Source organism: Croceibacterium sp. TMG7-5b_MA50 (assembly GCF_039830145.1).
Lineage (GTDB): Bacteria > Pseudomonadota > Alphaproteobacteria > Sphingomonadales > Sphingomonadaceae > Croceibacterium.
Genome location: NZ_CP156082.1, coordinates 1,582,157 through 1,600,504, shown reverse-complemented (window position 1 = coordinate 1,600,504; position 18,348 = coordinate 1,582,157). Strand labels below are relative to the sequence as shown.

Sequence of the window (18,348 nt, the reverse complement as noted above, 5' to 3'; positions counted from 1 at the left end):
CCCGCTTGCCCGTTTGTAGGCCCCGGCCATGAGCAGCCCGCCCACCCGCGCCGGCGATCCCCTCGGCTGGACGGCGCTGCTGGTGGCTGTCTTCGCGTGTCTGGCCGGCTGGCGGCTGACGATCCCGTCCGCGCCCTTCTTCGACGAGGTGCATTATCTCCCCGCCGCGCGCGCGCTGCTGGGACTGACGCACATCGCCAACCCGGAACACCCCCCGCTCGGCAAGGAGCTGATCGCGGGCGGCATGGCGCTGCTGGGCGACAATCCGCTGGGCTGGCGGGTGATGCCGTGGGCGGCGGGCGTGCTGACGCTGTGGGCGTTCGCCCGCGCGATGTGGTTTGCGGCCGGCACACGCTTCGCTAGCCTGACGGGCGGCGTGCTGGCGGCGGCGGGGTTCCCGCTGCTGGTGCAGGCGCGCATCGCCATGCTCGACGTGTTCATGCTGGCGGGCGTCGCCGTCGCGCTGTGGATGTGCGCCGCCGCCGTGCGCCAGCCGGAACAGGGCCGCTGGCGGCTGGCGCTGGCGGGCGTGGCGCTCGGCTGCGCGATGGCGACGAAGTGGAACGCGATCCCCGTCGCCGTCCTGCCCGGCCTCGCCTTCGCCGCCGCGCGCCTCCGCGCCTGCGGCTGGCCCGGCCTGCTCACCCGCCGCGGCCCGCCGGTGCCCGGCATGCGCCTGGCGGAGGCGGCGCTGTGGCTCGGCGCCGTGCCGCTGGCGGTCTATGCCGCCAGCTACGCGCCCTACTGGTTCGTGGAGGTGCAGCCGCTGCAAGGCTGGCATGGCCTCATCGACCAGCACCGCCAGATGCTGAGCCTCCAGCACCAGACATTGCCCGGCCACCCGTATCAGAGCCGCTGGTGGCAATGGGTGCTGGATTGGCGGGCGATCTGGTACCTGTACGAACCGGTCGATGGCGCGCAACGCGGGGTGATGCTGATTGGCAACCCGCTGGTCCACCTACCTGCGCTGCCGGCACTCGGCTGGTGCGTCTGGGCGGGGCTGCGTGGTCGGGCGGACGCGCTGGCGGTGGTGCTCCTCTACGCCGCCAGCATGGGGCTGTGGCTGGTCACGGCCAAGAACGTGCAGTTCTTCTACCATTATGCGCTGCCCGGCCTGTTCGCGACCGCCGCGCTGGCGCTGGCGCTGAACGCGCTGTGGCAGCGCGGCTGGCGCAGCGTGCTGGCGATCCCGTTTGGGGCGCTGGCGCTGCTCGCCTGGTTCTGGCCGGTGCTGACCGCGGGCCCACTGCAAGGGCCGCAGGGCTTCCGCGCCTATGCATGGCTGAACAGCTGGGTCTAGTCGCTGTCAGTTTCCGTTCATTAAAAAGCACGGATACATGAACGACGAGGATCGTTACCCACACAGATCCAAGTCGGAGAAGTTCGATGAAGAAACTCATCCTTGCCACGGCCGTCCTCGCGACGGCGCTCGCCACCCCGGCTTCGGCCGATCCGAAGCACGGGCGCAGTCATGACCGGTATGAACGCCACGATCGCTACGACCGGAACGACCGACATGATCGCTACGACCGCTATGACGATCGTGGCCGCGGCAACAATGGTAACGGCGTCGGTCGCTATGGCGTGCCGCCGGGCCACCTGCCGCGCGCCGGCACCTGCCGCGTGTGGTTCGAGGGCCGCCCCCCTGGTCACCAGCCCGCGGCCACCAGCTGCCGCCAGGCGGAGCGGGTTGCCCATCGCTACGGCGGACGGGTGATCTACGGCGGTCGCCGCTAACCAGGGGTGATCACGGGCTGGCGCGGATCAGAGCCGCGCCAGCACCGCATCGCCGATCTCGCGCGTGCCTGCGCTGCCGCCCAGATCCGCGCCCATGATCCCGTCGGCCAGCGTCGCCGCCACCGCCGCCTCGACCCGCGCGGCGGCCGCTTCCTGGCCCAAAGCATGGCGCAGCAGCATGGCGAGCGACAGGATCATCGCCAGCGGGTTGGCCTTGCCTTGCCCGGCGATATCGGGGGCGCTGCCATGGATCGGCTCGAACAGGCCGGGCGTGCCATGCTCCGTCTGCCGCGCGCCCAGCGCGGCACTGGCCAGCAGGCCGATGGAACCGACGCACATGCTCGCCTGATCGGACAGGATATCGCCGAACAGGTTACCGGTGACGATCACGTCGAACTGGCCGGGATTGCGCACCAGCTGCATGGCGGCATTGTCCACATACATGTGGGTCAGCGCCACGTCGGGGTATTCGGCGGCAACCTCGATCATCACGTCGCGCCATAGCTGGCTGGTTTCCAGCACATTGGCCTTGTCGACGCTGGTCAGCCGGCCCTGCCGCCCTTGCGCTGCGCGGAACGCGGCATGGGCGATGCGCCGCACCTCGTCCTCGGCATAGGACATGAGGTCGAAGCCCTGCCGCCGGCCATCGTCCAGCGTGCGGATCGCCTTCTCGCCGAAATAGACGTCGCCGTTCAGCTCGCGCAGGATCAGCAGGTCGATCGCGCCGGCGACTTCGGGGCGCAGGGCGGACAGATGCTCCAGCCCCGCGAACATCTTGGCCGGGCGCAGGTTGGCGAACAGGCCCAGCGCCTGCCGCAGCCCCAGGATCGCCTGTTCGGGCCTCAGGTGCCGTTCCAGATTGTCGCATTCGGGATCGCCCACGGCGCCGAACAGCAGCGCATCGGCATCCTTCGCCAGCGCCAGCGTCTCGGGCGGCAGCGGATGGCCGTGCCGGCGGTAGGCAATGCCACCCACGTCGCCATGCGCGACCTCGACCGGCAGGCCCAACGCGTCGAGCACGCGCAACGCCTCCGCCATGATCTCGGGACCGATCCCGTCACCGGGCAGGCAGGCAATCTTCATCTATTCCATCCTGGACAACAGGCCACGCAGGCGGGTGCGCGCGGCCATAACATCGCCGCGCCGGTCGGCAAGGAGGTAGCGCTCGATCAGCGGGCGCAGCCGGTCCAGCCCGGCCAGCGTCTCGGCCAGCGTGCCGGGTACCGGCGCCGTGCCGCCGAAGCCCAGCTCGCGCAACACCAGCGTCTCGTAGGCGAGCAGGCCCGGCAACCAGTCGCGTGCCGCGCCGGCTGTGCCGATCGCATCCAGCAGGCCGCCCAGTCCGGCGAACAGCCGGGGGTAGGGCTGGCGTTCGGGCAGGACGGTGGCGGTCAGCGCCGTGACCCAGCCGATCGCCGCCGCCGCCAGCGGTTCCGCCAGCAGTGCCCCGCGGCTGCGCAGCAATTCCGGGGTGGCGAAGGGCAGCTGCGCCTCGCTTCGCGCGGAGAGCTGCAGGTCCAGGAGATTGCCGGGGATCAGCACCGGCCGCAGCCGTCGCCCACGCCCACCGGCGACATAGGCGGCGACAACGCCATATTCCTCGGTCAGCGCGCGGGCGATCGTCGCCGTCTCGCCATGGGCGCGGGCTGACAGCAGCAGGGCCGGGCAACGCAGATGCATGGCCGCCGCCCTGCCGCCCGGCGACGCTCAGGGCAAGTCAGGCGGGCGCCGCCACCACCATGTCGGGCGCGGGCGCCGCCGCCTTGGCGCGCAGCTCCGCCTTGGATTGCGTCACCAGCGGGTTTTCCGGCCGGCCCAGCGTCCAGTTCTTCTGCATCCGCACCTGCGGGTTGGGGGCGCACCAAAGTTCGCCCGTGCCGTCGATGGCGGTGACCCAGATCAGATTGTGTTCGGGGCCGTAGTCGATCATGCCGATCGCCATCCCGTCGCCCTTGCCCAATACATGCAGCGGCATGGGCGGGTTGAGTTGCGTAAACATTGCGCGTCCTCGCTTTCACCGGGCACAACCGCCCGCGATCGGCCAATGTTCCCAACGTCTTGCCGCGCTGCACGCGCACTCCTCGGCCCCGTGCGCCGGGGCTGATTGCTTTCCGCGGCCGCGTCCGTATGAAGATGCATCAAGTTCCTGCCCATCCGATGGAAAAGCTGACCGCGTGATCGAACCAGAGGATCTGTTCTCCGCGCTGTTCCAGGGATCGGACGATGCGATCGTGGCCAAGACCACCGACGGCATCGTGCAGGCATGGAACCCGGCGGCGGAACGGCTGTTCGGCTATTCCGCGGCGGAGATGGTGGGCCAGTCGATCCGTCTGCTGCTGCCCGCCGATCGCCAGCACGAGGAGGATCATATCCTCGACCGGATCCGCGCGGGGGAGCGGGTAGGGCAGTTCTTCACGCAGCGCATCGGCAAGAACGGGCGACTGCTGGACGTGTCCGTCACCGTGTCGCCGGTGCGCAACCGGCAGGGGCAGATCATCGGCGCCAGCAAGATCGCGCGGGATGCCGGGCAGCATCTGGCAGACACGCGCCGCATTGCCACCAGCGAACAGCGCTTCCGGATGCTGGCCGACAATATCAGCCAGCTCGCCTGGATCACCGATGCGACCGGCCGGCCCGAATGGTACAACCGGCGCTGGTACGATTATGCCGGGGTCGATCCCGCGACGTCGCCACCCCTGCAGGTCGCGCAGGACCTGATCCATCCCGATCACGCGGATGCGGTGGTCGCGGGCTTCCTCGCTGCCGTCGCGGGGGAGCAGGCGTGGGAGGATACCTATCCTCTGCGCGCCAGCAACGGCAGCTATCGCTGGTTCCTGTGCCGGACGCGCCCGATCCGCGACGATGCCGGCAAGGTGGTGAACTATGTCGGCACCAATACCGACATCACCGACCAGCGCGACCAGGCCGAACAGATCCGCCTCCTGCTGATGGAGGTGAACCACCGGGCCAAGAACATGCTCAGCACGGTGCAGGCGCTGGCCCGCCGTTCCGCGCCGGGGCAGGCCGAATTCATCGCCCGGTTCGAAGATCGCGTGCGCAGCCTGGCGGTGAACCAGGACATCCTGGTCCGCCGCGCCTGGCGCGACGTGCCGGTGGCCGAACTCGTCGGCAGCCAACTCGCCTTCGTGGAAGCCGCGCAGGGCGAAGTGGTCTCCGGCGGCGATCCTTGCGCTTTGACGCCGCGCGCGGCGGAGGTGATCGGCATGGCGCTGCACGAACTCGGCACCAATGCGCTGAAATATGGCGCTTTGTCCGTCACCGGGGGGCATGTGGCAATCGGCTGGACCTGCGCTCCCGACCGCTCGGCTTTCTCCATCTGGTGGCACGAAAGCGGCGGGCCGCCGGTGACGCCACCCGATCACAAGGGGTTCGGCACCACGCTGATCCGCGACGTGCCGCGTCACAATCTGAATGGCGCCGTCACGCTGGACTATGCGGAAGGCGGTGTGGTCTGGCGCCTCGATCTCGATGGATCGGTGCTGGCGGATTAGCGCTGTTGCCGTTTGCGGGCTGGGGCCTTACTCTCCCGCGCCATGGCAGAACTGCTCGCCAACATGTTCCAGCACGCGGCGATCACCGCCGGCGTGACCGTGCGCGTGGCCGTGACCTTCATGCCGGACCAGTCCCGCGTCGCGGGCGGCCGGTGGTTCTGGGTCTATCACATGCGGCTGGAGAACAACCGCGACGACACGGTGCAGCTCGCCACGCGCCACTGGCGCATCACCGACGGGCGCGGCGTCGTCAGCCTGGTGGATGGGGAAGGGGTCGTGGGGGAAACGCCCGTGCTCGCCCCCGGCAGCACGCATGATTACGTGTCCGGCTGCGAACTCACCACGCGCACCGGCTCGATGGAAGGGCATTACGGCTTCCTGGCGGAAGACGGCACCCCGTTCGAGGTCGCCATTCCCTTCTTCCCGCTCGCCGCGCCGGCGACTGCCAGCTAGCGTCCCGTTGCCGCCCGCGTCTTGCCGCCTGCCGCCGGGCGCAATAGATCGCATGGCATGAAGCGCACGCATCTCCCGCTCAACGCCCTGCGCGTCTTCGACGCCGCCGCCCGCCACCTCAGCTTCACCCGCGCAGCGGACGAGCTGGCGGTGACGCCCGCCGCCGTAGGCCAGCAGATCCGCGCACTGGAAGATGTGCTGGGCGTGGTCCTGTTCCGGCGCACCAGTCGCGGGCTGGAACTCACCGGGGAGGCGGAGGCGGGGCTCGACCCGCTGCGCGAAGGATTCCTCCGGTTCGAGGAGGCTGTGCAGGCGATGCAGGCGGGGCAGTCCAGTCACGCCTTCGCGCTCGCCGTGCCGCGCGAATTCTATGCCCAATGGCTCGCGCCCCGGCTCGCCAGCTTCCGCGCGGCGAACCCGCAGGTCCGGTTCCAGCTGGTGGCGGAGGAGGATGCCGACTTCACGGAGGCGAACCTCGATGCCGCCGTGCGCCTGGTGGAAGGCCCGGACGATCTGGAAGGCGTGGAACTCTCCCCCGCCCGCCGCGTGACTGTCGCCGCGCCTGGCGCGCCCGCCGGCTGGATCACCTGGCCCGGCTGTCCGGAGCCGGAGGGGGAAGGGGAGGCGGCCGACGTGCTGCTGCAGGTCGGCAATGCGGGGCAGGCGCTGTCCTCGGCCTTGGCCGGGCTCGGCCGCACCACGCTGCCGTTGCCGCTGGTGGAGGAGGCGCTGGCCGCCGGCCGGCTGGAGGCGCTCGGCCCGCCCGCCGAAAGCCGCCGCGCCTACTGGCTGGTCGCCCCGCGCCCGCAATGGCGCCAGGCCAAGGTGCGCGCGCTGGTGGTGCATCTCGTTACCCCCGCGGCAACCATCTGAGTCGCTTCGGCGCACCAAAAGCACACTTCCCCTCGCCCGCATGCGTCGCTAGATGTGCCGCAGCGGTACATAAGGGCGCGGAAGGCATATGTCAGACTCTGACATACGGGCACGATTGGACGCCCTTACGGATAAGCAGCGCGAGGTGCTCGATCTCCTGATCGCGCACAAGACCTCCAAGGAGATCGCGCGCGAACTCGGTATTTCCCACCATACGGTTGATCAGCGTATCCAGTTCGCCAAGACCAAGCTGGGCGTGGAAAGCCGGGGGGAGGTCGCCGTCGCCTACCGCGCGCTGCTGGATGGCATGGCTAACGGGCATGGTGAAACATCCGGGCCGCCGACATATGAAGAACCCCGTATCGTGGTCGTGCCTAGTCCGGTGGATATCGGCGGGGCGAACGATGCGGCGCCCCCGGCACCGCCCGCCCCGGCCCCGGCCGGGGAAGGCAGCCCGGCGGATCACCGCGTCGCTCCGGACCTGTTCGAAGGACAGGGCGGCACGATCATGCGGCTGGGCGCCATCGCGGTTCTCGCGGTCCTCCTCGTCTTCGTCGTGCTGGGTGCGGTGATGATGTACGACCAGTTGTCGCGCAGCATGGCCACCCCGCCGCCCCCTTCGGCCAGCGTCCGGTGACTGGCGCCCGTCCCATCGCACGGTCGGGCCTCTGGGGGTTTGGCAATGGTCGGGGTCGTGGCGAAGATACTGGCGGCAGAGGGGGGCACGCTTCGTGCACCCGCTGACCATCCTCATCTCCAGCCTGTCGCTGGCGGTCTACTTCCTCGCCGTGTGGCGGGGCGGCGGGCCGGAGCGGGTGGCCGGCGCCCTCCTTCTGGCGGTGTTCGTGGCGGACGAGGTTCGCGCCGCCGTCTTCGGCCCGCTCAGGTTCCTGGGTTTCGAGCCCTATCAGTTCGCGGTGAACGCGCTGGAGCTGGCCGTGTTCACGGTGCTGGCGATCCGCGCCAACCGGGTGTGGCCGCTGGTCGCCGCCGCGCTGATGCTGACCGCGGTGCTCGGGCACCTCGCCGCGTGGATCGTGCCATCGGGCATGACGCTCGCCTATTGGATCATGGTGGAGCCGCCCACGCTGCTCGTCATCATCACGCTGGCCTGCGGCACGGCGGCGCATTGGCGGCGGCAGCGGCGGATTGGCCCCTATCCCGACTGGCGACCACCGCCCGCCCCGGCCTGAGCCCCAGCCTGAGCGCCCGCCTGCCGGAGTTCGCGGCATGAGCGTCCAGCCAGTTCCCGCCACCATCGGTTCCACCCCGGCCGACGTCGCCGCCGACATGGCCGCGCTGACCCGCCAGCTCCGCATGCTCGGCAACCAGGCCATGCGCCTCGCCGCCGATGTCGCCGCGCGCGACGCGGCGGAGGCGGACCGCGCCGCGTTCGACGCCTATGGCAATGACAGCGACGCCTGGCTGGTGGTCGCGCAGGACATCTACCGCGAACGCCAGCGCCGGCGCGATTTCTTCGACGGCGACCTGTTCGGCGAACCCGCCTGGGACATCCTGCTCGACCTGTATATCTGCGACCGGCAGGGCAAGCGCGTGTCCGTCACCGCCGCCTGCCTCGGCGCGGGCGTGCCGGAGACGACAGCCCTGCGCTGGCTGAAGCAGCTGGAGAAGAACGGCCTGCTCCTGCGGGAGGCGGACCGCCGCGATGGCCGCCGCTGCTTCGTGCGCCTGTCGGAACTGGGCTATGCCAAGATGACTGCCTACCTGCAGGCGAACCGCCCCGCGCCCGCCCGCCCGGTCCCGCTGGCGCTGGCGGCGTAGGCACGGACCTCAGCCGCCTTCCAACCCGTCCGGCACCGGATCGGGCGCGAACGCCTCCGCCGGGGTGATCGCCTCCAGCCGCTCCAACTGGAACCCGGTGAAGCGCCGCAGGTCCACGCTGCCCGGCTGCTCCAGCATCCGCCGCTTCCACCCCCTCAGCTCCGCTTCCTCCGCCGCCGGATCGGGCAAGGCGGGAACAGGCGCGGGCGCGGCAGGCAGCGCCGCCTCCACCCCTGTCCCGGCACCCTCCGCAGCCACCCGGCGCGCCGTCCGCAGCGGCGGCAGCTTCGGGCTGCGCCCGCTGCCGCCATACCGCTCCGGCCGGCGGTTGCGCAGCATGAACATCACCAGCGCCTCGTTGTGCCGCGTTTCATAGCCGAGCAGCTTGCCGCCCGAGGATACCAGCCGGTTCTCGCCGCAGATCGCCCGCTCAATCGCCGCGTCCTCCAGCCGCTGGAACCCGCGCTCCACCGCCTCGTCCCATGCCGCGGCGAACCCCTCGGCGCCCGGCTTGTTGCGCAGGTTGTATAGCGCTTCGGGGCTGGCGCCGATATGCAGCGCGGCCTTCAGCACGATGCCGCCCACCGCCAGCGCGGCGATGAATTCGCGTTGCCGGTCCGCGGTGATCGAATTGCGCCGCGGCGCGGTATGCGGCGCCGGCACGAAGTCCAGCAGGGGGTCGCCCTCGACCGGCATCTGCCGCGGGTTGTGGACGTAGGACGTCTGCCGGCCGAACCTTCGCCCTTGTGCCTCCGCCGTGTCGTTGCCGGGCAGCGCCTGCCCGCCGCGCGCCGGCTCCACCAGGTAGTCGTGACCCGACTCATAGGTGGTGAAGGCCTGCTCCGTCGGCAGACGGCCGCGGTACGCCATCATCTGGGGCGGGGCTTGGTCCGCCGGAACCTCGAAGCTCACCGTCTCGCCGGTGCTCGATCCGGCGACCGATTCCTCGATCGTGACTGTGCCCGGTCGCCACACCGCCGGCTTGCTGCCTGCCATCCGCCCTGCCTCCTGTCTGCTCAGTCGCAGCGCGGTGGCACAGGCAGGTGGCTGTAGGAAAACGATAATCGCCGCAGCTTGCGCGTCCCCGCGGTTACTTGGCCGGATCGGATGCAATGAATGGTAATGCATCTTTACTGCAGTCGTCGCAGGGCAGATACTTGGGAGAGAAGCGCGCCGATTCGAATGGTCCGCCAGTACCGGGCTAGAACTTCGCCGTGTATCGCGGCTGCGCTTAGGGGGTGGCGATGTCCGATACATCGATCGAGCGAGATGGCGTAGCGATCGGCGGCGCGTTCGATCGCGTCACGCCATCTGCCGGCGACACGGCGCAACTTTCCGCCACAGCCAGGCACACGGACCAGCACCAGCGCGATATTATCCGCATCCGGCAGGCTTTGCTGATGGGCAGCTTCGTTGTTGTATCGGCGGTGGTCTTCGGCTTTGCTGTCGAATATATCCTGCATTATCGGGTCAAGGTGCCCGATGTGTTGACATGGTCGCGCATGATCGTGGCACGGTCCGCCATGCTGGCTATGCCGGAGGCGGCGAAGACCGCGCTTGCCCTATGCCTGGCCGTGCCGCCCGCCTTTTTCGTCGGCAACAGTCTGCGGCGCGTGCTGTGGCATGTCCTGATCGGCGGGTCCGTGCTGATGGCCGCGGTGTGCGTGGTGCTGGCCGGGGCGTACCAGTTGCAGGTTCCCCTCGGCATGACGTCAGCGGACGTCATGGGTCCGTATCCCCTGCCGATCGCGCACCTGCCGTTCATCGTGGACGATGCCGATCCTGTTCGGCTGGCGGGTCAGATGCACGATGCCTTTTGGAAATTGTTCACCTGGTATGTCGGGTTGATCTCCGGCCTGCTCGGTGCACAGGCGGTGCCCGCAATCAAGCGGCTGCTCTCGTCTGAGCAAGGGGGGCGTTGATGCGCTTCACGCTCGTCGCCATCGCGGTGATCTTCTGCGGGATAGCGGCGCCGCGTCCGGCCGATGCTCAGTATGGACCAATCACCCTCACCATTGATGAGGCGGCGGTGCGAAGCAAGATGTTTGAATTGCTCACCGCGACCGGCACCCCTGCGATCCTGACCAGCCGCGACACGCCGCTGCGGCTCGACAAGCATGGGCGCACCGGCAACCTTACCTTGATAATCCGCAATGCGGCTGGCCGGTTTGCCGATGTGCGGCAACGGATGGCTCTCGATGCGACCATCTTGCGCAAGTACAATCGAGAAAGTCTGTCGCTTGTGCTCAACGCTTTGCCTACTGTCCGTTGTGACCGGCGTGCGGTGAGCAAGATCCGCAGCGAATTTGAAAAGGCCAGACGCGAGTTGAAGCCGCCCTACTATTTCGACGATTATGGGGAAGGGGAACTACTCGGCCAGTCGATCCGGGCGCTTGCGGTGGAGGCGCAGTGCCAGCCATACGCGGCGGATATGGACGACTTTAGACGGGTCCGGGACGAGGCCGGAGCCCTTGCGGCAGAAATCTACGATACGCTTACCAAAGGCGGCTACGCTTTCCGGCGTCCGACTTCCTGATTTCAGCCGACCCACACTCATTATCATCAGCAAGGACGGTTGTTTATGCGCATCTACCCGCGATCCTGCCTGTACTGCCTGCTGTCGGTCAGCGCGGGTTTACTGTTCGCTGGGGCGGCCTCTGCGCAGACCTCGATTGACCGGCTGCCCCAGGCCGGCCGCATCGTCGATGGCGGCACGCTGGAGCCGGGGTCGGGCTCGCTCGAACACACCTTGCGGTTGGAGGCGGGCAAGGCGGTGGAGATCACCGTGCTCGCCAGCGGCGGCTTCGATCCGCTGCTGACCGTGACCGCCGCGGACGGCACGCAGATGGCGCAGGATGATGACGGGGCGGGCAATCTCAACCCCATGGCCGTGCTGTTCTCTGAAACCGCGCAGACGGTGACGCTCTCGATCAGTCACAGCGGCGGGGAAGGGCAGGCGGGTGGCCCGGTGCGCATCCTGCTGATGCCGACCGACTACCGCCCCAATACGCCGCGCGCGATCACCTCGGGGGCGGAGCAGAAGGGGCTGGTCAGCAGCAACAACCCGCAGGTCTTCACGTTGGCGGGCGAAGCGGGGCAGGAATGGGAGATGCTGCTGGCGGCCGACGCGTCCGGGCTGGACGCCTATCTGGAAGTGTTCGGCCCCGATGGGGAGAGCCTGGCGGAAGATGACGATTCGGGCGGCTCGCTCAATTCGCGGCTGGTGGTGACGCTGCCGGCGACCGGCGAGTACGAGGTGCATGCCAGCGGCCTCGGCGCGCAGAACGCCGCCTACCAGTTCGTCGCGCGGGACATGGCGGCGGTGGAGCCCGCGGCGGCGCAGGTGCTGACCTTTGGCGAACGGGCGGCGGGCAAGCTTGGTCCGCTCGCACCCGTGCAGACCTGGCGCCTGTCGCCCGACTCGCTGCCCGGCATGGCTGCGGAAGGCGCGCTGCTGGTGCGGGTCACCGCCGTCGGCTGGACCCCCATGGTGGAGGCGGGCTTCGACACGCCCTTCGGCTATGCCATGGCGCTTGCCAGCGGCGAATCGCTGGATGGCAGCTCGGCCGATCTGATGCTGCCGCTCAGCGATGTGCAGGCGGCTGGCCCCTGGCTCGAAAGGCTGGTGGTGCAGGTCAGCGCGGCGGGGGGCAGCACCCCCGGCGAATACGTTGTGGAACTTGTGCCCGCCACGGCGGAGCCGGTGGCGACCCCGCTGCCGCCCCCCACGGCCGGGTGACCGGGCACGCGGCAGGCGGTTGGGCAGCCCGGCGGTGGGCGCTCACCCGCTCGGCTTGACCGGCTGCCGCCATTCCCCTAAAGGCGCCTCGTTCCCGGCCTGCGGTCTTCGTGCCGCGCCGGTGGCGTAGCTGAACATTGGCGGTGCGGTCCGGTCCTTCCGGCGGGGCGGCTGTCAAAGTAACCCGGCGCCCGTTTCGGCAAGGGGTGGAGCGTTTCGGCTCGCGCGAGGACCCGGTTTGCGGCTCACTTCCCGTTGGTCGGGTGTGGCCGTCCGGTCCGCTGGCGCGATGCTTCTTCCGCTCCCGACCCCTTTCCATCGTGGCGCCACCCGCACGGTGAAGGATACCAATGCCCACTATCAACCAGCTGGTCCGCAAGGGCCGCACGCCGGTCAAGGCCAAGAGCAAGGTCCCGGCGATGGAGCAGAACCCGCAGAAGCGCGGCGTCTGCACCCGCGTCTACACGACCACCCCGAAGAAGCCGAACTCGGCGCTGCGCAAGGTGGCCAAGGTCCGTCTGACCAACGGGCGCGAGGTGATCTCCTACATCCCCGGCGAAGGCCACAACCTGCAGGAACACTCCGTGGTGCTGATCCGCGGCGGCCGTGTGCGCGACCTTCCCGGTGTGCGCTACCACGTGCTGCGCGGCGTGCTCGACACGCAGGGCGTCAAGGACCGCAAGAAGAGCCGTTCGAAGTACGGCGCGAAGCGTCCCAAGTAAGCCTCTCGGGTTAAGGAAGAAGATCCATGTCACGTCGTCGTCGTCCCGAGAAGCGGGAAATCCTGCCCGATCCCCAGTATGGTGATCTGGTGCTGTCCAAGTTCATGAACAACCTGATGCTGGACGGGAAGAAGTCTGTTGCGGAGCGTATCGTCTACGGCGCGCTCGAAACCGTGCAGGCCCGTTCCAAGAACGATCCGGTGCAGATGTTCCACGATGCGCTGAACAACGTGAAGCCGGCCGTGGAAGTGCGCAGCCGCCGCGTCGGCGGTGCGACCTATCAGGTCCCGGTTGAAGTGCGTGCGGAACGTGCGCAGGCGCTCGCCATCCGCTGGCTGATCTCGGCCGCTCGCGGTCGTGCGGAAACCACCATGGCCGCGCGTCTCTCGGGCGAGCTGCTCGATGCCGCCAACAATCGCGGCAACGCGGTGAAGAAGCGGGAAGACACGCACCGCATGGCCGACGCCAACCGCGCCTTCAGCCACTATCGCTGGTAAGCTGCGCGGCCTTCAAGCGGTCACATAATTGATTATATGGGGGTCGCCCGGCCGCACCGGCGATCCCCGCACACCCCAAGGAAGTTCACATGGCCCGCGAATATCCGCTGGAACGCTACCGCAATATCGGCATCATGGCGCACATCGACGCCGGCAAGACGACGACGACGGAGCGGATCCTCTACTACACCGGCAAGTCCTACAAGATCGGCGAGGTGCATGACGGCGCCGCGACGATGGACTGGATGGAGCAGGAGCAGGAGCGCGGCATCACCATCACGTCCGCCGCGACGACCACCTTCTGGCAGGCCGAGGATGGCCAGGGCCCGAAGCACCGCATCAACATCATCGACACCCCCGGCCACGTCGACTTCACCATCGAAGTCGAGCGTTCGCTGCGCGTCCTCGACGGCGCGGTCGCGGTGTTCGACGGCGTCGCCGGCGTGGAACCGCAGTCCGAAACCGTGTGGCGCCAGGCGGACAAGTACCGCGTGCCTCGGATGTGCTTCATCAACAAGCAGGACCGCACCGGCGCGGACTTCTACTACTGCGTGCAGTCCATCATCGACCGCCTGGGTGCCAAGCCGCTGGTGCTGTACCTGCCGATCGGTGCCGAAGCCGACCTGAAGGGCGTGGTCGACCTGGTGAACAACCGCGGCATCGTCTGGGAAGACGAGAGCCTGGGCGCGTCGTTCAACTATGTCGACATCCCCGCGGACCTCGCCGACAAGGCCGCTGAATATCGCGAGCGTCTGATCGAGACCGCCGTCGAGAGCGACGACGAGATCATGGAAGCGTATTTGGAAGGCAACGAGCCCGACGCCGCGACGCTGAAGGCCCTGATCCGCAAGGGCACGCTGGACCAGCTGTTCGTGCCTGTGCTGTGCGGCTCCGCGTTCAAGAACAAGGGTGTGCAGCCCTTGCTCGACGCCGTGGTCGACTACATGCCGAGCCCGATCGACGTCCCCGCGATCAAGGGTGTGAAGCCCGACAGCGATGAGGAGGACAGCCGTCCTTCCAGCGACGACGCGCCGTTCGCAGGTCTGGCCTTCAAGATCATGAACGATCCCTTCGTGGGCTCGCTCACCTTCACCCGCATCTATTCGGGCAAGCTCAGCAAGGGCCAGGTCCTGAACAGCGTGAAGGACAAGAAGGAAAAGATTGGCCGCATGCTGCTGATGCACTCCAACAACCGGGAGGACATCGAAGAAGCATTCGCAGGCGACATCGTCGCGATCGCCGGTATGAAGGATACCACCACCGGCGACACGCTGTGCGCGCCGAACGCCCCGATCATCCTGGAGCGAATGGAGTTCCCCGAGCCGGTCATCGAGCTGTCGGTGGAGCCCAAGACCAAGGCCGACCAGGAGAAGATGGGCGTTGCCCTGTCGCGCCTGGCGGCCGAGGATCCGTCCTTCCGGGTGTCGTCAGACCATGAATCGGGTCAGACGATCATCAAGGGCATGGGCGAACTGCACCTCGACATCATCGTCGATCGCATGCGTCGCGAGTTCAAGGTGGAGGCCAATGTCGGCGCGCCGCAGGTTGCGTACCGCGAGTCGCTGGCCCGTCCGGTGGAGCTGGTCTACACCCACAAGAAGCAGTCGGGCGGCTCCGGCCAGTTCGGCGAGGTGAAGGTGGCGCTGAAGCCGGGCGAGCGTGGCCAGGGCATCAACTTCATCGACAATGTGAAGGGCGGCAACATCCCGCGCGAATACATCCCCTCCGTCGAGAAGGGTATGCGCGAAACGGCCGAGACGGGCTCGCTGATCGGCTTCCCGATCATCGATTTCGATATCGAGCTGCTGGACGGCAAGTACCACGACGTCGACTCGTCCGCCCTGGCGTTCGAGATCGCCGGCCGCGGTGCGATGCGTGAGGCCGCGCAGAAGGCCGGCATCAAGCTGCTCGAGCCGATCATGAAGGTCGAGGTGGTGACGCCCGAGGAATTCATGGGCGACGTGATCGGCGACCTTAACAGCCGTCGTGGGCAGATCCAGGGCACCGACAGCCGCGGCAATGCCCAGGTGGTCGACGCCCACGTGCCGCTGGCCAACATGTTCGGCTACGTCAACGAACTGCGCTCCTTCACGCAAGGGCGCGCGCAGTACTCGATGCAGTTCTCCCACTATGACGAGGTGCCCGCCAACGTGGCCGCCGAAGTCAAGGAGAAGCTTGCCTAAGGCAGGCGATGTGTCTAGGGGCGGGCGCTCGATTCAGCGGGTGCCCCGCCTGGCCTCCAGTCAGTTAATCGAATTTCCAGAACAGAGGTTTTTGCAAAATGGCGAAGGCAAAGTTTGAGCGGAACAAGCCGCACTGCAACATCGGCACCATCGGTCACGTCGACCATGGCAAGACCACGCTGACCGCAGCGATCACCAAGGTGCAGGGCGCGCCCGTCGACTTCTCCAACATCGACAAGGCGCCCGAAGAGCGTGAGCGCGGCATCACCATCTCGACCGCACACGTCGAGTACGAGACCGATGCGCGCCACTATGCGCACGTCGACTGCCCGGGCCATGCCGACTATGTGAAGAACATGATCACCGGCGCGGCGCAGATGGACGGCGCGATCCTGGTGGTGAACGCCGCTGACGGTCCGATGCCGCAGACCCGCGAGCACATCCTGCTGGCCCGTCAGGTTGGCGTGCCGGCGCTGGTCGTGTACATGAACAAGGTCGATCAGGTCGACGACGAGGAAATCCTGGAGCTGGTCGAGCTGGAAGTTCGCGAGCTGCTGTCCTCGTACGACTTCGATGGCGACAACATTCCGATCATCAAGGGCTCGGCTCTGGCCGCCCTGGAAGGCCGGGACCCGAAGATCGGCGAAGAGTCGATCAAGGCCCTGATGGCCGCGGTTGACGAGTTCATCCCGCAGCCCGAGCGTCCGGTCGACAAGCCGTTCCTGATGCCGATCGAGGACGTGTTCTCGATCTCCGGCCGCGGCACCGTGGTGACCGGCCGCGTCGAGACCGGCATCGTCAAGGTGGGGGAGGAAGTCGAGATCGTCGGCATCAAGGACACGCAGAAGACCACCGTCACCGGCGTGGAAATGTTCCGCAAGCTGCTGGACAGCGGTGAGGCCGGCGATAACATCGGCGCCCTGATCCGTGGCGTCGCGCGTGAAGCGGTGGAGCGCGGCCAGGTGCTGTGCAAGCCCGGCTCCGTGAAGCCGCACACTGAGTTCAGTGCTGAGGTCTACGTGCTGTCGAAGGAAGAGGGTGGCCGTCACACGCCGTTCTTCGCCAACTATCGCCCGCAGTTCTACTTCCGTACCACGGACGTCACCGGCGAGGTCATCCTCCCCGAAGGCACCGAGATGGTGATGCCGGGCGACAACGTCACGATCAGTGTCAAGCTGATCGCGCCGATCGCGATGGACGAAGGCCTGCGCTTCGCCATCCGCGAAGGCGGCCGCACCGTCGGTTCGGGGGTTGTCAGCTCGATCTCCAAGTAATATAGGCGCCTTCGCCGGCGGGATTCGTTTCCGCCGGCCAGGTTTCGAAGGGGCCGCCCCTTCCCGGGCAACCGGTGAGGCGGGCGGCTCCTCTTTGTTTTGGAGGCGTGCTGAACGGCGCCCTCTTGGCTCTTTCGCATCGGTAAGCAGGACATGGACGCTCAGAACATCCGCATTCGCCTCAAGGCCTTCGATCACCGCGTGCTCGATCAGGCGACTGGCGAGATTGCGGACACCGCCCGCCGCACCGGCGCGCTGATCCGGGGTCCGATCCCGCTGCCGACGCGCATCGAGAAGTTCACCGTGAACCGCGGCCCGCACATCGACAAGAAGTCGCGCGAGCAGTTCGAGGTGCGTACCTACAAGCGGCTGCTCGATATCGTGCAGCCCAACGCCCAGACCGTGGACGCGCTGATGAAGCTCGACCTCGCCGCGGGCGTGAACGTGGAGATCAAGCTGGCGTAAGTGCTGGTCTGATGTACCCAGTCCTCCCGATCGGACGCTAAACAGATCGGCGAAGTTCGCTGCTGATATGCGGCACGCATACCAGGGATACCGCCGGCAATTCATGCCGGGCTGCGTCCCCCGTCTCGCCCCATCGTGGGGCATCTGGCCCGGACGGGGCGACGCATGACAATCAGGGCCGGCACGCCCACGGGATGGTCCCGTGGGCCTCTGTTAAGGAGCTGTGCATCATGCGCACAGGCGTGATTGCAAGAAAAGTCGGGATGACCCGCCTGTTCCAGGCGGATGGACGGCACGTACCCGTGACCGTGCTGGCGCTGGACGAGTGCCAGGTCGTCGCTCACCGCACCATGGACCGCGACGGTTACTATTCCGTGCAGGTCGGCGCCGGTGAGGCAAAGCAGAAGAACGTCGCCAAGCCGCAGCGCGAAGCCTTTGCGAAGGCCAATGTGTCGCTGAAGAAAAAGGTCGCGGAGTTCCGGGTGGACGACGAGGCCGGGCTGCTGCCCGTCGGCTCGCACATCTCGGCCGAGCACTTCATCGCCGGCCAGATGGTCGACGTGACCGGCCACACGCAGGGCAAGGGCTTTGCCGGCGCCATGAAGCGCTGGAACTTCGGCGGCCTGCGCGCCAGCCATGGTGTGTCGCTGAGCCACCGTTCGCACGGTTCGACGGGTAACCGCCAGGATCCAGGCAAGGTCTTCAAGAACAAGAAGATGGCTGGCCACATGGGCGACCGTCAGCGCACCCAGCAGAACCTGGAGATCGTACGCACCGACGCTGAGCGCGGCCTGCTCTTCGTGAAGGGTTCCGTGCCGGGTGCCGAGAATGGCTGGCTGCTGGTGCGCGACGCCGTGAAGGTGCCGATGCCCGAGGGCGCGCCGTTCCCCGGCGCGATCCTGGAGCGCAAGAGCACTGTGATCGAGCACGAGGAAGCGCCGGCCGGCCTGGTCGAGGCTGCTGCGGAGCACGCCGTGGACACCGGCCCGACCACCGAAGAGGCTGCCGCCCTGCTCGCCGAACAGCAGGCTGGCGCCGGTGACGATGTCACCCCGGCGGTGGACGACACCAATGCGGCGGGTTCCGCCGATGAAAACAAGGAGGGCTGAGC

21 protein-coding genes are annotated in these 18,348 nt (G+C 67.7%); 17 read left to right on the top strand and 4 right to left on the bottom strand.

Going from position 1 to position 18,348, the window contains the following annotated elements; all coding sequences use genetic code 11:
* The first annotated feature begins 28 nt into the window (after positions 1-28).
* Entirely contained in the window at positions 29-1,300 is a 1,272-nt protein-coding gene (locus V5740_RS07755) for a glycosyltransferase family 39 protein (RefSeq protein ID WP_347301928.1), read from the top strand.
* A gap of 86 nt (positions 1,301-1,386) precedes the next feature.
* Positions 1,387-1,737, top strand: coding sequence for a hypothetical protein (locus tag V5740_RS07750; protein ID WP_347301927.1), 351 nt, complete (start codon positions 1,387-1,389; stop codon positions 1,735-1,737).
* A 27-nt stretch (positions 1,738-1,764) separates the two neighbouring features.
* Here V5740_RS07750 and leuB read toward each other — a convergent pair whose 3' ends face one another.
* Genes leuB through V5740_RS07735 form a run of 3 tightly spaced genes read right to left on the bottom strand, consistent with a single transcriptional unit; the run spans position 1,765 to position 3,736 of the window.
* Positions 1,765-2,820, bottom strand: a complete 1,056-nt coding sequence (leuB, locus tag V5740_RS07745) for a 3-isopropylmalate dehydrogenase (RefSeq protein WP_347301926.1) — start codon at positions 2,818-2,820, stop codon at positions 1,765-1,767.
* Positions 2,821-3,417: a recombination protein O N-terminal domain-containing protein gene (locus V5740_RS07740; RefSeq protein WP_347301925.1), complete on the bottom strand. Its 597-nt coding sequence runs from the start codon at positions 3,415-3,417 to the stop codon at positions 2,821-2,823.
* 37 nt (positions 3,418-3,454) lie between these two features.
* Entirely contained in the window at positions 3,455-3,736 is a 282-nt protein-coding gene (locus V5740_RS07735) for a hypothetical protein (RefSeq protein WP_347301924.1), read from the bottom strand.
* Between the two features lie 175 nt (positions 3,737-3,911).
* Between V5740_RS07735 and V5740_RS07730 the strand changes: the two genes are divergently transcribed.
* The 6 genes from V5740_RS07730 to V5740_RS07705 all read left to right on the top strand — a co-directional run bounded on the left by V5740_RS07730 (position 3,912) and on the right by V5740_RS07705 (position 8,357).
* Positions 3,912-5,249 (top strand): PAS domain S-box protein, encoded by a 1,338-nt coding sequence (locus tag V5740_RS07730; RefSeq protein WP_347301923.1) that lies wholly within the window; start codon positions 3,912-3,914, stop codon positions 5,247-5,249.
* A 42-nt stretch (positions 5,250-5,291) separates the two neighbouring features.
* Positions 5,292-5,702 (top strand): Co2+/Mg2+ efflux protein ApaG, encoded by a 411-nt coding sequence (apaG, locus tag V5740_RS07725; protein ID WP_347301922.1) that lies wholly within the window; start codon positions 5,292-5,294, stop codon positions 5,700-5,702.
* A gap of 57 nt (positions 5,703-5,759) precedes the next feature.
* Positions 5,760-6,575 (top strand): LysR family transcriptional regulator, encoded by an 816-nt coding sequence (locus V5740_RS07720; RefSeq protein WP_347301921.1) that lies wholly within the window; start codon positions 5,760-5,762, stop codon positions 6,573-6,575.
* A 115-nt stretch (positions 6,576-6,690) separates the two neighbouring features.
* The gene (locus tag V5740_RS07715; protein ID WP_347301920.1) at positions 6,691-7,212 is read left to right on the top strand and encodes a helix-turn-helix transcriptional regulator; all 522 of its coding nucleotides are present in this window, start codon (positions 6,691-6,693) and stop codon (positions 7,210-7,212) included.
* Positions 7,213-7,306: 94 nt separating this feature from the next.
* Entirely contained in the window at positions 7,307-7,768 is a 462-nt protein-coding gene (locus V5740_RS07710) for a hypothetical protein (RefSeq protein ID WP_347301919.1), read from the top strand.
* Between the two features lie 37 nt (positions 7,769-7,805).
* Complete coding sequence (locus V5740_RS07705) at positions 7,806-8,357, top strand: MarR family transcriptional regulator (protein WP_347301918.1); 552 nt, start codon at positions 7,806-7,808, stop codon at positions 8,355-8,357.
* Between the two features lie 9 nt (positions 8,358-8,366).
* On the opposite strand, the gene V5740_RS07700 is transcribed toward V5740_RS07705, so the two are convergent.
* Complete coding sequence (locus tag V5740_RS07700) at positions 8,367-9,353, bottom strand: hypothetical protein (protein ID WP_347301917.1); 987 nt, start codon at positions 9,351-9,353, stop codon at positions 8,367-8,369.
* Between the two features lie 242 nt (positions 9,354-9,595).
* Here V5740_RS07700 and V5740_RS07695 point away from each other — a divergent pair, with 242 nt between their 5' ends.
* The 9 genes from V5740_RS07695 (at position 9,596) to rplC (ending at position 18,346) form a co-directional block, all read left to right on the top strand.
* Entirely contained in the window at positions 9,596-10,279 is a 684-nt protein-coding gene (locus tag V5740_RS07695) for a hypothetical protein (protein WP_347301916.1), read from the top strand.
* Positions 10,279-10,893, top strand: coding sequence for a hypothetical protein (locus tag V5740_RS07690; protein WP_347301915.1), 615 nt, complete (start codon positions 10,279-10,281; stop codon positions 10,891-10,893). Before V5740_RS07695 ends, V5740_RS07690 begins: the two co-directional genes overlap by 1 nt.
* A gap of 45 nt (positions 10,894-10,938) precedes the next feature.
* Positions 10,939-12,096 (top strand): hypothetical protein, encoded by a 1,158-nt coding sequence (locus tag V5740_RS07685; RefSeq protein ID WP_347301914.1) that lies wholly within the window; start codon positions 10,939-10,941, stop codon positions 12,094-12,096.
* Between the two features lie 350 nt (positions 12,097-12,446).
* Entirely contained in the window at positions 12,447-12,818 is a 372-nt protein-coding gene (gene rpsL, locus V5740_RS07680) for a 30S ribosomal protein S12 (RefSeq protein ID WP_039095576.1), read from the top strand.
* 26 nt (positions 12,819-12,844) lie between these two features.
* The gene (rpsG, locus tag V5740_RS07675) at positions 12,845-13,315 is read left to right on the top strand and encodes a 30S ribosomal protein S7 (protein ID WP_347301913.1); all 471 of its coding nucleotides are present in this window, start codon (positions 12,845-12,847) and stop codon (positions 13,313-13,315) included.
* 89 nt (positions 13,316-13,404) lie between these two features.
* A complete protein-coding gene (fusA, locus tag V5740_RS07670) occupies positions 13,405-15,498 on the top strand; it encodes an elongation factor G (protein ID WP_347301912.1) in 2,094 nt (697 codons plus the stop codon).
* 98 nt (positions 15,499-15,596) lie between these two features.
* Positions 15,597-16,772 carry an elongation factor Tu gene (tuf, locus tag V5740_RS07665; protein ID WP_347301911.1) on the top strand — a complete coding sequence of 392 codons (1,176 nt, stop codon included), beginning with the start codon at positions 15,597-15,599 and terminating at the stop codon, positions 16,770-16,772.
* A gap of 153 nt (positions 16,773-16,925) precedes the next feature.
* Complete coding sequence (gene rpsJ / locus V5740_RS07660) at positions 16,926-17,237, top strand: 30S ribosomal protein S10 (protein ID WP_010234663.1); 312 nt, start codon at positions 16,926-16,928, stop codon at positions 17,235-17,237.
* A 230-nt stretch (positions 17,238-17,467) separates the two neighbouring features.
* Positions 17,468-18,346 carry a 50S ribosomal protein L3 gene (rplC, locus tag V5740_RS07655; protein WP_347301910.1) on the top strand — a complete coding sequence of 293 codons (879 nt, stop codon included), beginning with the start codon at positions 17,468-17,470 and terminating at the stop codon, positions 18,344-18,346.
* Positions 18,347-18,348: the final 2 nt, after the last annotated feature.

Bases quoted from the DNA above. Each gene is read 5' to 3' on its own strand.
- V5740_RS07755 (WP_347301928.1), top strand. From the start codon at position 29: ATGAGCAGCCCGCCCACCCGCGCCGGCGATCCCCTCGGCTGGACGGCG.
- V5740_RS07750 (WP_347301927.1), top strand. From the start codon at position 1,387: ATGAAGAAACTCATCCTTGCCACGGCCGTCCTCGCGACGGCGCTCGCC.
- leuB (WP_347301926.1), bottom strand. From the start codon at position 2,820: ATGAAGATTGCCTGCCTGCCCGGTGACGGGATCGGTCCCGAGATCATG.
- V5740_RS07740 (WP_347301925.1), bottom strand. From the start codon at position 3,417: ATGCATCTGCGTTGCCCGGCCCTGCTGCTGTCAGCCCGCGCCCATGGC.
- V5740_RS07735 (WP_347301924.1), bottom strand. From the start codon at position 3,736: ATGTTTACGCAACTCAACCCGCCCATGCCGCTGCATGTATTGGGCAAG.
- apaG (WP_347301922.1), top strand. From the start codon at position 5,292: ATGGCAGAACTGCTCGCCAACATGTTCCAGCACGCGGCGATCACCGCC.
- V5740_RS07720 (WP_347301921.1), top strand. From the start codon at position 5,760: ATGAAGCGCACGCATCTCCCGCTCAACGCCCTGCGCGTCTTCGACGCC.
- V5740_RS07705 (WP_347301918.1), top strand. From the start codon at position 7,806: ATGAGCGTCCAGCCAGTTCCCGCCACCATCGGTTCCACCCCGGCCGAC.
- V5740_RS07700 (WP_347301917.1), bottom strand. From the start codon at position 9,353: ATGGCAGGCAGCAAGCCGGCGGTGTGGCGACCGGGCACAGTCACGATC.
- V5740_RS07690 (WP_347301915.1), top strand. From the start codon at position 10,279: ATGCGCTTCACGCTCGTCGCCATCGCGGTGATCTTCTGCGGGATAGCG.
- V5740_RS07685 (WP_347301914.1), top strand. From the start codon at position 10,939: ATGCGCATCTACCCGCGATCCTGCCTGTACTGCCTGCTGTCGGTCAGC.
- rpsL (WP_039095576.1), top strand. From the start codon at position 12,447: ATGCCCACTATCAACCAGCTGGTCCGCAAGGGCCGCACGCCGGTCAAG.
- rpsG (WP_347301913.1), top strand. From the start codon at position 12,845: ATGTCACGTCGTCGTCGTCCCGAGAAGCGGGAAATCCTGCCCGATCCC.
- fusA (WP_347301912.1), top strand. From the start codon at position 13,405: ATGGCCCGCGAATATCCGCTGGAACGCTACCGCAATATCGGCATCATG.
- tuf (WP_347301911.1), top strand. From the start codon at position 15,597: ATGGCGAAGGCAAAGTTTGAGCGGAACAAGCCGCACTGCAACATCGGC.
- rpsJ (WP_010234663.1), top strand. From the start codon at position 16,926: ATGGACGCTCAGAACATCCGCATTCGCCTCAAGGCCTTCGATCACCGC.
- rplC (WP_347301910.1), top strand. From the start codon at position 17,468: ATGCGCACAGGCGTGATTGCAAGAAAAGTCGGGATGACCCGCCTGTTC.